Annotated in this window: 14 protein-coding genes; 7 read left to right on the forward strand and 7 right to left on the reverse strand. The window is 68.5% G+C overall.

Annotated elements, in window-relative coordinates; translation table 11 throughout:
• The first annotated feature begins 668 nt into the window (after positions 1-668).
• On the forward strand, positions 669-2,054 hold the full coding sequence (gene dnaB / locus AB4089_RS10415) for a replicative DNA helicase (protein WP_390201354.1): 1,386 nt from the start codon (positions 669-671) through the stop codon (positions 2,052-2,054).
• On the opposite strand, the gene AB4089_RS10420 is transcribed toward dnaB, so the two are convergent.
• Both AB4089_RS10420 and AB4089_RS10425 read right to left on the reverse strand, forming a co-directional pair.
• Positions 2,051-3,025 (reverse strand): acyl-CoA thioesterase, encoded by a 975-nt coding sequence (locus tag AB4089_RS10420; protein WP_441409204.1) that lies wholly within the window; start codon positions 3,023-3,025, stop codon positions 2,051-2,053. The two genes, dnaB and AB4089_RS10420, sit on opposite strands and share 4 nt — an antisense overlap.
• Positions 3,026-3,192: 167 nt before the next feature.
• Entirely contained in the window at positions 3,193-3,627 is a 435-nt protein-coding gene (locus tag AB4089_RS10425) for a DoxX family protein (protein WP_441409205.1), read from the reverse strand.
• A gap of 148 nt (positions 3,628-3,775) precedes the next feature.
• Between AB4089_RS10425 and AB4089_RS10430 the strand changes: the two genes are divergently transcribed.
• From AB4089_RS10430 to AB4089_RS10440, 3 genes are all read left to right on the forward strand, one after another.
• Positions 3,776-5,131: an MATE family efflux transporter gene (locus AB4089_RS10430; protein WP_441409206.1), complete on the forward strand. Its 1,356-nt coding sequence runs from the start codon at positions 3,776-3,778 to the stop codon at positions 5,129-5,131.
• A 78-nt stretch (positions 5,132-5,209) separates the two neighbouring features.
• The gene (locus AB4089_RS10435; protein ID WP_441409207.1) at positions 5,210-5,803 is read left to right on the forward strand and encodes a hypothetical protein; all 594 of its coding nucleotides are present in this window, start codon (positions 5,210-5,212) and stop codon (positions 5,801-5,803) included.
• A gap of 84 nt (positions 5,804-5,887) precedes the next feature.
• On the forward strand, positions 5,888-6,241 hold the full coding sequence (locus AB4089_RS10440; RefSeq protein WP_441409208.1) for a hypothetical protein: 354 nt from the start codon (positions 5,888-5,890) through the stop codon (positions 6,239-6,241).
• A 111-nt stretch (positions 6,242-6,352) separates the two neighbouring features.
• Here AB4089_RS10440 and AB4089_RS10445 read toward each other — a convergent pair whose 3' ends face one another.
• Positions 6,353-6,895 (reverse strand): CGNR zinc finger domain-containing protein, encoded by a 543-nt coding sequence (locus AB4089_RS10445; protein WP_441409209.1) that lies wholly within the window; start codon positions 6,893-6,895, stop codon positions 6,353-6,355.
• 227 nt (positions 6,896-7,122) lie between these two features.
• Here AB4089_RS10445 and AB4089_RS10450 point away from each other — a divergent pair, with 227 nt between their 5' ends.
• A complete protein-coding gene (locus tag AB4089_RS10450; protein WP_441409241.1) occupies positions 7,123-8,079 on the forward strand; it encodes an EamA family transporter in 957 nt (318 codons plus the stop codon).
• Between the two features lie 96 nt (positions 8,080-8,175).
• Entirely contained in the window at positions 8,176-8,448 is a 273-nt protein-coding gene (locus AB4089_RS10455) for a DUF2277 domain-containing protein (RefSeq protein ID WP_441409210.1), read from the forward strand.
• Positions 8,449-8,523: 75 nt separating this feature from the next.
• Here AB4089_RS10455 and AB4089_RS10460 read toward each other — a convergent pair whose 3' ends face one another.
• The 4 genes from AB4089_RS10460 to AB4089_RS10475 form a co-directional block, all read right to left on the reverse strand.
• The gene (locus AB4089_RS10460; RefSeq protein ID WP_441409211.1) at positions 8,524-10,866 is read right to left on the reverse strand and encodes a heavy metal translocating P-type ATPase; all 2,343 of its coding nucleotides are present in this window, start codon (positions 10,864-10,866) and stop codon (positions 8,524-8,526) included.
• A 59-nt stretch (positions 10,867-10,925) separates the two neighbouring features.
• Positions 10,926-11,156, reverse strand: coding sequence for a heavy-metal-associated domain-containing protein (locus tag AB4089_RS10465; protein WP_441409212.1), 231 nt, complete (start codon positions 11,154-11,156; stop codon positions 10,926-10,928).
• 67 nt (positions 11,157-11,223) lie between these two features.
• Positions 11,224-11,592, reverse strand: a complete 369-nt coding sequence (locus tag AB4089_RS10470; RefSeq protein WP_441409213.1) for a metal-sensitive transcriptional regulator — start codon at positions 11,590-11,592, stop codon at positions 11,224-11,226.
• A 216-nt stretch (positions 11,593-11,808) separates the two neighbouring features.
• On the reverse strand, positions 11,809-12,306 hold the full coding sequence (locus tag AB4089_RS10475) for a universal stress protein (RefSeq protein ID WP_441409214.1): 498 nt from the start codon (positions 12,304-12,306) through the stop codon (positions 11,809-11,811).
• A gap of 138 nt (positions 12,307-12,444) precedes the next feature.
• Between AB4089_RS10475 and AB4089_RS10480 the strand changes: the two genes are divergently transcribed.
• Positions 12,445-12,657, forward strand: a complete 213-nt coding sequence (locus tag AB4089_RS10480; RefSeq protein ID WP_441409215.1) for a hypothetical protein — start codon at positions 12,445-12,447, stop codon at positions 12,655-12,657.
• Positions 12,658-12,663 lie beyond the last annotated feature (6 nt).

Here is a 12,663-nt window from a genome sequence, read left to right on the forward strand (position 1 = left end):
TCAATTCGGCGCTGCGGCGTGAGTCCGGCCACAAAATTCGTGCATTGGGCGGCAAATATGGCCTGCGGTGCGGTGCTGAATCCCCAGCCGCAAGGTACAGGCTGTGGATGAAGCTTGGTGGAAAATCTTTTGTGTCCACAACATGAATCCAATGTTTCTGCAGGTCAAGGGCGGATTGCGGACACAAGTTTTTTTCTATCCACAGCCCTACCCACAGACTGTGCACAAGCATCCGGCAGTAGTGCACAGGTTATCCACAGGGGAGTGGGGTGGCCGGGTTGGTGCCTGCCCGATCGGCGGATAACGTTGCAGGGTATCGGGCCTTGGAAGCGGAAAATCCTGTGGCTGCCGGGTGGTGCCCGCAAGGAACCCGCCCCCGGATCCCGGTGGCTCTGCAGCCTCACCAGCGCTGTGGATAACGGCGGTGCGGCGGACCGGCGGGAACTGTCGGAGCTGACTGATAAGAATTGAGCGGCCGGCATGCGCCGGGTTTGCCGCTGGGCATCACCGCAGTTCAGCATCACCGCAGTTTGGCGCCACCGCCGGTCGGTGTCACCGCAGTTCAGCATCAACGCAGTTTGGCATCACAGCGGCTGGGCCTCGAGGCACAGCGCTTACGCGCCGCGGCGAACGGATATCCGCCACGGCTCACTATGGAGGACGCAGTTTTGTCAGTTACGCATCTGGACTCAGTCGAGGGTACGCGGGGAGCCGAGGGCAGCCGCAAGCCCCCGCAGGACATTCCCGCGGAGCAGTCAGTCCTGGGCGGCATGATGCTGTCCAAGGACGCGATTGCCGACGTCGTCGAGATCCTGCGTGGCCAGGACTTCTACCGTCCGGCCCACGAAACCATCTACGAGGCGATCATCGACCTCTACGGCCGTGGCGAGCCCGCGGACGCCGTGACGGTCTCGGACGAGCTGACCAAGCGCGGCGAGATCAACCGGATCGGTGGCCCGGCCTACCTGCACGAGCTGATCCAGACCGTTCCCACCGCTGCAAACGCCGGCTACTACGCCGAAATCGTGGCCGAACGGGCCGTGCTCCGCAGGCTGGTCAACGCCGGCACCAAGATTGTCCAGCTCGGCTACGGACAGGACGGCGAGGTAGAAGACCTCGTCAACCAGGCCCAGGCCGAGGTCTACGCCGTCGCCGAACGCCGCACCGCCGAGGACTATGTGGTCCTCAAGGACGTCATGGAGTCCACGGTGGACGAGATCGAGGCCTCGGGGCACCGCGGCGAGGGCATGGTGGGCGTCCCCACCGGTTTCTACGAGCTCGATGAGCTGACCCATGGCCTGCACCCCGGCCAGATGATCGTCATCGCCGCCCGCCCGGCTGTCGGTAAATCCACGTTCGCCCTCGACTTCGCCCGTTCGGCCGCCATCAAGAACAACCTGGCCACGGTCATGTTTTCCCTCGAAATGGGCCGCAACGAGATCGCGATGCGCCTGTTGTCCGCCGAGGCGACCATCGGTCTCCAGGACCTCCGCAAGGGCACCATCAAGGACGAGCAGTGGTCCAAGATTGCCACCACCATGGGCCGCATGAACGATGCCCCGCTGTTCATCGATGACAGCCCCAACATGTCGCTGATGGAAATCCGGGCCAAGTGCCGGCGGCTCAAGCAGCAGCATGACCTCAAGCTCGTGATCCTGGACTACCTGCAGCTCATGAGCTCGGGCAAGAAGGTCGAATCCCGCCAGCAGGAGGTCTCCGAGTTCTCCCGAGCCCTGAAGCTGCTCGCCAAGGAACTCCAGGTCCCCGTGATCGCGCTGTCGCAGCTGAACCGTGGCTCCGAGCAGCGCCAGGACAAGCGCCCCATGGTCTCGGACCTGCGCGAGTCCGGCTCCATCGAGCAGGACGCCGACATGGTGATCCTGCTGCACCGCGAAGACGTCTACGACAAGGAGTCCCCGCGCGCCGGCGAGGCGGACATTCTGATCGCCAAGCACCGTAACGGTCCCACAAAGGACATTGTTGTGGCCTTCCAGGGCCACTACTCACGGTTCGCCAACATGGCGGCCGACGCCGGCGGGGGCGGCGGCTTCTAGCCCTCGCCGGCCGCGAGCAGGTGGTTGGGCAGCCGGTTCCCTGGCGCCCGGCCGCGGATTTCCAGCAGTTCGCGGGCGTGGGCGTGGAGCCGCTTGTCCTCGGCGGAGACCGGCACCCACTGCGGAACCGGGACCGAGGTGCCGGCTTCGTCGCGGGCCACCATGACGGTCAGGCAGTAGGTGGTGAGGTTCAGTTCGCGCCCCTTGGGGTCCCCCGAGCGGACATGGACGGCGATGTGCATCCCCTTCGTGCCGGTGTAGACAAGGCGAGCCTCCACCTCCACGACGTCGCCGATCAGCAGCGGCCGGTAGAACCGCACGCCGCCGGAAAACACGGCCACGGTGTCCTTCCCGCAGTAGCGGGAGGCGCAGACGTAGGCGGCCTCATCGATCCATTTCATCACGATGCCGCCGTGGACCTTGCCGCCCCAGTTCACATCCGTCGGCGCCGCCATGAACCGCAGCACCACCTGCTCTGCCGTGCCGGCGTCGGTATATTCCTGGCCGCTCATGGCCTCCACGATGTCCTCGCGGACCTTGATTCGGGCCAGCGCGTTGTCCCGTTGTTCGATTTCTTCGCCCGTCACCGGTTCAAACTGCGGCACCGGGATGGGCTTGCCGTCGGCGCCCACGGCCACGAAGATCACGATGCACTGGCTGCGCATGGTGGCGGGGCCACCCTTCGGATCGCCCGAGGACACGACCGTGCGGATGTGCATCGAGGACCGTCCGGTATAGACGATGGTGGCCTCGACCTCCACCATGTCCCCGCTGTTGACGGGGTCCGCGAAGTGGATATTCCCCACATAGGCCGTCACGCAGTAGGACTTGGACCAGCCGACGGCGGCGGCATAGGCGGCCTTGTCCACCCACTCGAGCACGGTGCCGGCGTCCACCGAGCCGCTGTGGCCGACATCGGTGGGGGCCGCCAGGAAGCGCAGGGTCACGGCATTGGGCGCATTCTCGCTCATGCTGTGAGTTTACTGAAGGGCCCGGCAGGTGCCGCGGACCGGCGACACAATCGCTGTCCGGGCCGCCATAACCCGATGATGTACGACGGCGGGCGGCCACCATAAGGTGACCGCCCGCCGTAGCTGAATATGTGCGCTGAAGAAGTGTGCCTGGGGAAGCGGGGGGACTAGGCCAGGACGCCGAGCTTGGAGCTGGCGCGGCCGAACAGCACCTTGTCCACGGAGACCTTGCCCGCGCCGACGAGGGCCACGGCCAGGGCTGCGGCGGCCAGCAGCAGCACCAGTTCGTAGCCGCCGGTGGCGGCGAACACTCCGGCGGAGGCGTGGACCAGGAACAGGGCGCCCAGCATGTCCACAGCGAGCAGAACGGCGAACACGCGGGTCAGGACGCCCAGAATCAGGGCGATGCCGCCGGCCAGTTCCAGGGTCGCGACCACCGGTGCGGCAACCTGTGCCGCGGGGACACCCATCTGGGTGAAGGCGGCCTGGGTGCCGGGGATGGTGAACTCGTAGAACTTCTGCCAGCCGTGGGCGGCGAACAGGAAGCCCGCGATGACGCGCAGGACGGTTCGGGCGGAGGTGGTCAGTGCGGGCTGGTTCATGGGAAATACCGTTTCGTAAGTAGGGGGCGCCGCGGCCGTGTGCCGCCGCGACTTCGGTTGCGCTCAAGATCAAGTCTTCCCGAGAATTGGTTGAAATGTCAACTAATATGGAAATGTGTGACGCCGGGAGTGCCGTTAGGGTGGATCCGTGCCCGCCTTGTCCCCGACCTCCGCCACCCTGCCGGCCGCCGCGAGCCGGAACCGGGAAATCCTGCGCCTTGCCGTCCCCGCTTTCGGCGCCCTGATCGCCGAACCGCTGTTCCTGCTGGCCGATTCGGCGATCGTCGGCCACCTCGGCGTGGCGCAGCTCGCCGGCGTCGGGCTGGCCTCCGCGGTGCTGCATACGGTGGTGGGCCTCATGGTCTTCCTCGCCTACTCCACCACCCCGGCCGTGGCGCGCGCGATCGGCAACGGCCAGCTGCCCAAGGCCCTCGCGGCCGGCCGCGACGGCGTCTGGCTGGCCCTGCTGCTCGGAATCGTCCTCGCCGTGGCGGGGTTCCTGTCCGCCGGGCCGCTCCTGGAACTGATGGGCGCCCGCGGCGAAGTGCTGGCGTTCGCGGTGGACTACCTGCGCGCCTCGATGCCCGGACTCGTCGCGATGCTGCTGATCTTCGCAGGCACCGGAGTGCTGCGCGGGCTGCAGGACACCCGGACGCCGTTGATCGTCGCCGCCGCCGGGTTCACCCTGAACATCGCGCTGAACTTCCTCCTGGTCTACGGACTCCAGCTCTCAGTCGCTGGCTCGGCGATCGGCACCAGCATCGCACAATGGGCCATGGCGGCCGTCTACGTGCTGATCGTCCGGCGCAATGCCCGCCACAACGGGGTGCCCTTGCGGCCGGACTGGCAAGGCATCCGGGCCCTGACCCGGGTTGGCTCCTGGCTGATGCTGCGCACGCTCAGCCTGCGTATCGCGATCCTCGCCACCGTCGTGGTGGTCACCGCGCAGGGTCCGGTCAACCTCGCGGCGCACCAGCTGGCCATGACCATCTTCACATTCTTCGCCTTCGCCCTGGACGCCCTCGCGATCGCGGCCCAGGCACTGATCGGCAAGGAACTTGGCGCGGCCCGGCCCGCGGCGGCGCGCGCGCTGACCCTCACCATGACCCGGTGGGGGATCGGCTTCGGTGTCCTGACCGGGATCCTCCTCGCGGTGGCGGCGCCGTGGGTGGGCGCACTGTTCACGTCCGACGCCGACGTCCGGGCGGCGCTGACGCTCGCCCTGTGGGTGCTCGCCGCCGGGCAGCCCCTCGCCGGATACGTCTTCGTCCTCGACGGCGTCCTCATCGGGGCGGGCGACGCCCGCTATCTGGCGATCGCCGGCGTCGTCAATCTCGCGGCCTACCTGCCGCTGCTGCTGGCAGTGCGGAATTCCGGCGCCGGTGCCGGCGCGGGCCTGCTCTGGCTGTGGGCGGCCTTCTCCCTGGGCTACATGGCGGCACGCGCGCTGACGCTGGGCCTCCGGGCCAGGACGGAGAAATGGATGGTCCTCGGCGCGCGTTGAGCCGGAACCGCCCGCCGGGTGCCGGCAGATGCCGGCCGCCCGGCGCGCGCCGGGTCGGCTTCGCACTAAACTGGACGGGTGACTCTTCCCGCAGCGCCTGACGCGACCCCTGCCATCCGCGCCGCGGCCGACCTTTGGAAGCCCGTCCTTGTCAGGGCCGCCGTTGCGCTCGTGTTCGGGGCCGTGACCGTGTTCTGGGCCGCGCCGCCCGAGGCGGGCATGGGCTGGGCCGGCGGCCTCTACCTGCTGGCCACCGGTGTGGTCATCATCTGGACCGTGCCCAAGACCGGGTTCTCCCCGCGGGAAGGTGCCGGCCGGATCCTCTCCGCCGGCGGGGCAGCCCTGGCGGGCGCGGGAGCGGCCGTGGCCCTGATTCCCGCCTCCCTCATCTTCGGAACAATCGCCGCGTTGGGCCTGGGCGTGGCCGGCGCTGCTGAGCTGTTCGCCGGCATCCTCGGCCGCGGCCGGTCCGTGCTGGCCCGCGACTGGATCACCTCCGGCGTGATCGGACTGGGCACCGCGATCGCGCTGCCGTTCTTCATCGGCCTGGGCCCGCACGCCCTCCTCGGCGTTGCGGGCGGCGGAGCCATCATCAGCGGCGTCCTCTGGATGCTGTCCGGCCTGACCCTGCGGCACGATGCTCGGGGCGATTCCGCAAAGGCCGTAAACTAGTACCGACAGGTTCTACCCGGCGTAGAACAATTGCGGTAACAAGACAGCCACGCTTCCCCGCGCGGGCTGCAGGAGGAAATCACCTTGGCACAGCAGAAACCCGGAGCGCCCCGCAGCCTGCGGACCTCGGTCAAGGGACCGCTCATGTTCTCCGCGTTCTGGGCCGTGGTGGTGTTCTTCGGCGTCCTGATCTTCGCCTCGGGCGGCAGCGCCCGCTCGCCCCGCATCGACCTGGCACTCATCGGCGCCGGAATCGCTTTCATTGTGATCCTGGTGGTGGCGGCCATGCTCGCGATGAGCCACAAGGACAACCCCGCGGACCTGGGGAAGGGCTCCGGCGTCAACCTCAGTTCCAAGCGGACGCCCTCCGGTCACGGCGGGCAGTCCCGCCCCGAGGCCGGCCCCGCCGATACCCGCGACGGCGGCCCGCAGGCCTAAGCCCGCAGCCCTAACGCCGCAGCCCTGACTTCCCAGCCCTAACCCGCGGTCCTAACCCCGCGGCCCTAACCCCGCGGCCCTGATCCTGAAAAGAATGGCCCGCGGCCGCTGTCAGGACGCGGCTTTCCGGGCCCGGTACGCGGCCACGTGGGCGCGGTTGGCGCAGTTTCCCGTGTCGCAGTAGCGCTTCGAGCGGTTCCGGCTCAGATCCAGTACGACGGCGTCGCAGTCGTCCGCTGCGCACACCAGCAGGCGGTCCATTTCCTTGCTGCGGATCACATCGACGATCGCCATGGCCGCCTCCGTGCTCATCCGGTCTGCCAGCGGGGCCTCCGGCGTCGTGGCATGCAGGTGCCAGTCCCAAGGGTCATGCTTGACCAGCTGGGGCAGCGCCCGGGCATCGCGCAGCAGCCGGTTCACGGTCTCCGCGGCCGTGGCCTCGTCCGCCAGCCAGAGCTCGGCGAGTTCGCCGCGCAGGTGCCGCACGCTCGCCAGTTCGGCCTCGTCCCGGGTCCGGGAGCCGGTGAAGCCCTCGGCCGCAAGGAAGCCGTCCAGATCCTTGACGGTGGCCAAATGTTCCTCGCCGTTGGCGGCGGTGTTGATCAGGTTGACCACAGAACGCAGGGCAACCTCCGTGTCAGGGGCAAAAACCATCTTGACTCCTTACCTCGCCGGGGCGTAATGTCATGACCATAACCCTACTTTACTCCTGACAGGAGAATGCCGTGTCTGCCCCCCAGCGCTCCGCCGCCGCCCCGGTACGAGACCTTGCCGCCCAGCGGCCTGCCTCCGAACCGGCCGGCGTCACGCGGGACCGCCAGCAGGGCACCAAACAGGACACCCCGCAGCCTGCCGGCCGGGCCGGCGCCTCGTCCGGATTCATGGCCTCGGGCCTGGGCGTCGCCTTGTTTTCCTCCGCGGTGTTCGGGCTCTCCGGATCATTCGCCAAGGCTCTTCTGGAAACGGGCTGGACACCGGGAGCGGCGGTCACGGCCCGGCTCACCGGCGCGGCGCTGATTCTTGCCGTCCCCGCAGTTTTCGCCCTGCGCGGGCGCTGGCACCAGCTCCGCGACAACTGGCTGACCGTGCTGCTGTTCGGATTCATCGGTGTCGCCGCCTGCCAGCTGTTCTACTTCAACGCCGTGTCCCGGCTTTCGGTCGGCGTCGCGCTCCTGCTGGAGTATCTCGCACCGGTGCTCATTGTGCTCTGGCTGTGGGCCGCCAGCCGGAAACGGCCCCGGCCGCTGACCATCGCCGGAACCCTTCTGTCCCTCGGCGGGCTGATCCTGGTCCTGGACCTCACGGGGGCCGTAAAGGTGGACCCCATCGGCGTGCTCTGGGGGATCGCGGCCGCCGTCTGCCTCGCCATCTACTTCTTCATCACGGCCAAGGAAAACGACACCCTCCCGCCGATCGTCCTGGCCTCCGGCGGACTCATGGTGGGTGCGGTTGTCATGTGGCTGACGGCGGCAACCGGGCTGCTGCCGATGGCCTTCAGCACCGCCGACACCCGGCTGGGACCGTGGGTCACCCCGTGGTGGGTGGCGCTCGGCGGCCTCGTGGTCCTGGCCACTGTGGTGGCGTACGTGTCCGGAATTGTCGCCGCGCGGGCGCTCGGTTCGAAAGTGGCGTCCTTTGTCTCGCTCACCGAAGTGCTGTTCGCCGTCATCTGGGCCTGGCTGCTGCTCGGCGAACTTCCCGGACCCATCCAGCTCCTGGGCGGGCTGCTGATCGTCGGCGGCGTGGTGCTGGTCCGCCTGGATGAACTGCGCGCGGCCGGCTCCGGCGCCGATGCGGCGGCGCTGGACCACGCGAACGACTGCGAGCCGGTGCCCTAAGCCACGCATTGCGGCACCCGGCAGGCCTTGCCCGCCGGGCCGCTTTTTGCTCCCGGGACCCTCGTTCCCGGACGCGAAGGCACTTACCATGGGTTTATGTGCCGAAATATCCGGACCCTCCACAATTTTGAGCCGCACGCGACCACCGCCGAGGTGGAGGCCGCCGCGCTGCAATACGTCCGCAAGATCAGTGGCAGCACCAAGCCGTCCAAGGCCAATGAAGAGGCCTTCAACCGGGCTGTGCATGAGATCGCGCACGCGACGCAGCACCTGCTCGACGCCCTGGTGACCCACGCTCCGGCCAGGGACCGCGATGAGGAGGCCGCCAAGGCCAAGGCCAGGGCTGCCGTCCGCTTCGGGGCGGCCTGAGGCCGCGGCCTGACGGCGCGACCTGATTGGATGGCCCGACGGCGCGGCCTACGAAGGCCGGACCCCCGCGCCGGCCTACCTGCCGAAGCTGCGCAGCCTCAGCGAGTTGGCCACCACCAGCACCGAACTCGCGGCCATGGCTGCCCCGGCGATCATCGGGTTCAGGAGCCCCAGGGCCGCCACGGGAATGCCCACGGCGTTGTAGAAGAAGGCCCAGAAGAGGTTTGCCTTGATGGTGGACAGCGTCCGGCGCGAAAGTTCGATCGCCTGCGCCACGTGCCCCAGATCGTTCCCCATGACCGTCAGGTCCGCCGCTTCAATGGCCGCATCCGCTCCGGAACCCATGGCCACCCCCAAGTCCGCCTGGGCCAGCGCCGCGGCGTCGTTGACCCCGTCGCCGGCCACCGCCACAGTGGCGCCCGCGGCCTGCAGCCTCTTCACGGCCTCGACCTTGCCTTCGGGCAGCACGCCGGCAAACACGTCCTGCGGAGGGATTCCGACGGCGGCAGCGACCTGCGCGGCCACCGCGGCGTTGTCCCCGGTCAGCAGGAGGGGCCTCAGCCCGAGCCGGCGGAGCCGGTCCACCGCGGCCCGGGAGCCGGGTTTGAGGGTGTCGCGCAGCCGGATGATTCCGGCGGGTTCGCCGTCCACGGCGACCCAGATGGCCGTGGCGCCGGAGTCCTCGGCGGCGGCGAACGCCTCCTGCTGTGCCGGGGACGGCGTGATGCCGTTGTCCAGCAGCCAGCCGGTTCGCCCCGCGGCGACCAGCCGGCCCTTCACGGTGCCCAGGACCCCGCCGCCGGGCGCGGACCGGAAGCCGGCGACCGCGGCCGGGCCGGCGCCGTCGTGCCCCGGCTCCACGGCCAGTGCCGCGGCCGCGATGGCGCGGGCGATCGGGTGCTCGGAGGCGTGTTCCACCGCTCCGGCAAGGCCCAGGACCTCGGCTTCGGTGTGCGTTCCGAAGCCCTCGATGCCCTCCACGGCAAGGCGGCCGGTGGTGACGGTGCCGGTCTTGTCTAGCAGGATGGTATCCACGGTCCGGGTGTCCTCGAGGACCTGCGGGCCCTTGATGAGGATGCCCAGCTGGGCGCCGCGGCCGGTTCCCGCCAGCAGGCCCACCGGCGTGGCCAGTCCCAGGGCGCAGGGGCACGCGATGACCAGGACCGCTACCGCGGCGCTGAAGGCGGCGCGGACCCCGTCGGGGCCAACGGCGGGCGCGGCGGCAAGCAGCCAGGCTCCGAAGGTGAGGGCCGCAATCACCAGGACGACGGGGACGAACACGGCGCTGATGCGGTCCGCGAGCCGGGCGATGGGTGCCTTCCCGGTCTGCGCCGCGGAAACAAGCCGTCCCATCTGGGCCAGGGTGGTTTCAGACCCGACGCGGGTGGCGCGGACCAGGAGGCGGCCGGAGGTGTTGATGGTGGCCCCGGTGACCTGGCTGCCCGGGCCGACTTCCACCGGCACCGATTCTCCGGTCACCAGGGAGGCGTCCACGGCCGAGGAGCCGTCCAGGACCATGCCGTCCGTGCCGATCTTCTCGCCCGGGCGGACCAGGAGCACGTCTCCGACCATCAGCTGCCCGGCGGGGATCTTCTCCTCGCGGCCCTCACGCAGCACGGTGGCATTCTTGGCGCCGAGGCTGAGCAGGGCCCGGAGGGCGTCGCCGGCCTTCAGTTTGGCCGTGGCCTCCAGGTAGCGGCCTAGCAGCAGGAAGGTGGTGACAACGGAGGCGACCTCGAAGTAGAGGCCGCCCGAGCCCATGCCCTCCGCTGCCGGGTGTGCAGTCATGCGCGGGTCGGCAAGGAGCTGGCCGACGGAGAACGCATAGGCGGAAATCACGCCGATGGAAACCAGGGTGTCCATGGTCGAGGCCAGGTGCCGGGCGTTGATGGCCGCGGCCCGGTGAAACGGCCACGCCGCCCATGCGACCACCGGGAGGGCGAGGGCGGCGGCCACCCAGCCCCAGTCCGGGAACCGCAACGCCGGGATCATCGAGATCGCGAACACCGGGACCGTGAGCACAGCCGCCACGATGAGCCGCGGGCGGAGTTTGGCGGCTGCGTTCGACCCCGGGTGGTCCCCAACCGCGGCGTCACCTTCGAGACCAACTGTGGGACCAGCTTCGAGACCGCTGTCGGCGCGTTCTGTGGGCTCCGGCATCGTGCCGGGGAACCTGGAGGGCCGGACGGTGGCCTTGTAGCCCGCGGCCGCGACCGTGGCGGTGATTTGTTCGTCGGAAATATCCGCCGGCACCGTGACACGGGCGGACTCCAGGGGCAGGTTGACGCTGGCTTCGACGCCGCCGAGCTTTCCGAGCTTGCGCTCGACCCGGTTGACGCAGGAGGCACAGGTCATGCCCTCGATATCGAGGTCAATGACGCGGCTTCCGGCCTGGTCCAACAACTGCTCCCTGCTCACGGCGCCTTCCTGATTCTGTTGGATTCCCTGGGTGTGCCGGCCGTTGCCGGGAGCGGCGCTCAGGCTTCGCTGGCGACCACGAGGTAACCCGCCTCGGCGACGGCCTCGCCGATCTCGGAGTTCGAGAGTGATTCGCTGGAGGTGATCGTGACGGTGGAGATGCCGCCGGCGTTGAGGTCGACGTCGACCTTTTCGACGCCGGAGAGCGCCTCGAGTTCTTCGCTGACGGAGGACACGCAGTGGCCACAGGTCATGCCTGAAACGTTGACGGTAGTGGAAACGGTGGCCATGGCGTGCTCCTTGTCGCTGGGCGGGGGATGGACTCCCGGCCCGGTGGTGTAGTGGGTGGTGCAGGTCCTAGCGCAGGAGGCGCCCGATGGCATCGGCGGCTTCCTTGACTTTGAAATCGATGGCCTCAGCCCGCAGCTCCGGATCCGGCTCGGCGGCGGCGCCGACAACGCAGTGGCCGATGTGCTCCTCGACGAGCCCCAGGCTCACGGCATGCAGGGCCTTGTTGACGGCGGCGACCTGGGTGAGGATGTCGATGCAGTACTTGTCCTCGTCAACCATCCGGGCGATGCCGCGGACCTGCCCTTCGATCCGCTTGAGCCGGCGCAGGTAGGCGTCTTTGTTGGAGGTGTAGCCGTGCTGCTCCTGGGGTGCTGTATCCAATTGCCCTGCATCCGACAGCGCTGAATCCGACGGCGGAACTTCTGACTCGCTCATGCCCCCAACTTATACCCCCTAGGGGTATGTTTCAAGCGTCCGGGGCGGAGCCGGCGCAAAAGCCGGGGCGGTGTGCACGTTAAAGAGCTCCGGAGTGCGTTATTGGGGGATACGCACTCCGGAGCAGCTTTGGGGTAGGCGGCTCATCCGGCCTACACATCGAGCTTACTCGGCGGTAGTGGGATAACGCCAGCGCTCCGAATAAGTACTTTCGCTTTATTTTCTTCCCGCCTGAGCGGCCGCCGGAACCACCAAGATTGGACGCTCCTGATGGTGGCTCAACCACGCCGCCACGGAGCCGTTGAGGGCCGCGGAAATGCGGTGGCCCATGCCGCGCTCGGGGGTACCCACCACGATCATGCGCGCATTGACGTCCGCGGACAGCCTGCCGATCGCCCGCGCGGGATCCCCGGCCAGGGTCCGCAGGCTCCACTCGATTCCCAGGTTTGCGCAGCCTGCCTCGAGGGTGGAACGCAACTCCTGGGTTGTCTCCCGGATCCGGGCGTTATCCGCGTCCGGGTGCAGCGACAAGCGGTGCGCGGACCGCGCCGGGTCCCATTCCACGAGGTAGCTTGCCTCGTCCACGTACGCGAAGACCAGGGGCGCGGCGAGGCTCTTGGCAAGGAATGCCGCCGTCTGCAGCACCTCGGGATGCTGCCCCGGTACCACGCCCACCACAAGGGGCGCCGGGCTGTTGCCGGAGTTCTCAGACATACTTCATTCTGGCGCCGGGGCACTGCCCTGAACAGGGGCTTACTTCCCGTTCCCGCAGCCCGGGACGGCGCAGGCGCGCCCCTTGAACACCCCGGGGCCGGGGCCTACGGTTGAAGAAACAGGATGGAGGAGGCCCCCGTGGAGATCTACATGTGGTGGTTGGATCTGGATTTGGCGAGCAAGGAATGGCTCCGGGAGAATCTCCGGACCATCGAACTGCCGGAGGCCGTGCTGCGCGGTATCGCCGACGCCGGCGGGCCCAGTCCCGCGGAATCGTCCGCCGAAGTCGCCGTACTCTTGACGACTGCGGATTGGGACTTCATCGAGACGCAGTCGGAGTTCGTCGACTGACGCCGG

It is taken from the genome of Arthrobacter sp. 2MCAF15 (assembly GCF_052115605.1).
Lineage (GTDB): Bacteria > Actinomycetota > Actinomycetes > Actinomycetales > Micrococcaceae > Arthrobacter.

Excerpts from the sequence above, each read along its gene's own strand:
- AB4089_RS10420 (WP_441409204.1), bottom strand. The coding sequence starts at position 3,025 with ATGAGCGAGAATGCGCCCAATGCCGTGACCCTGCGCTTCCTGGCGGCC.
- AB4089_RS10425 (WP_441409205.1), bottom strand. The coding sequence starts at position 3,627 with ATGAACCAGCCCGCACTGACCACCTCCGCCCGAACCGTCCTGCGCGTC.
- AB4089_RS10445 (WP_441409209.1), bottom strand. The coding sequence starts at position 6,895 with ATGGTTTTTGCCCCTGACACGGAGGTTGCCCTGCGTTCTGTGGTCAAC.
- AB4089_RS10450 (WP_441409241.1), top strand. The coding sequence starts at position 7,123 with ATGGCCTCGGGCCTGGGCGTCGCCTTGTTTTCCTCCGCGGTGTTCGGG.
- AB4089_RS10455 (WP_441409210.1), top strand. The coding sequence starts at position 8,176 with ATGTGCCGAAATATCCGGACCCTCCACAATTTTGAGCCGCACGCGACC.
- AB4089_RS10465 (WP_441409212.1), bottom strand. The coding sequence starts at position 11,156 with ATGGCCACCGTTTCCACTACCGTCAACGTTTCAGGCATGACCTGTGGC.
- AB4089_RS10470 (WP_441409213.1), bottom strand. The coding sequence starts at position 11,592 with ATGAGCGAGTCAGAAGTTCCGCCGTCGGATTCAGCGCTGTCGGATGCA.
- AB4089_RS10475 (WP_441409214.1), bottom strand. The coding sequence starts at position 12,306 with ATGTCTGAGAACTCCGGCAACAGCCCGGCGCCCCTTGTGGTGGGCGTG.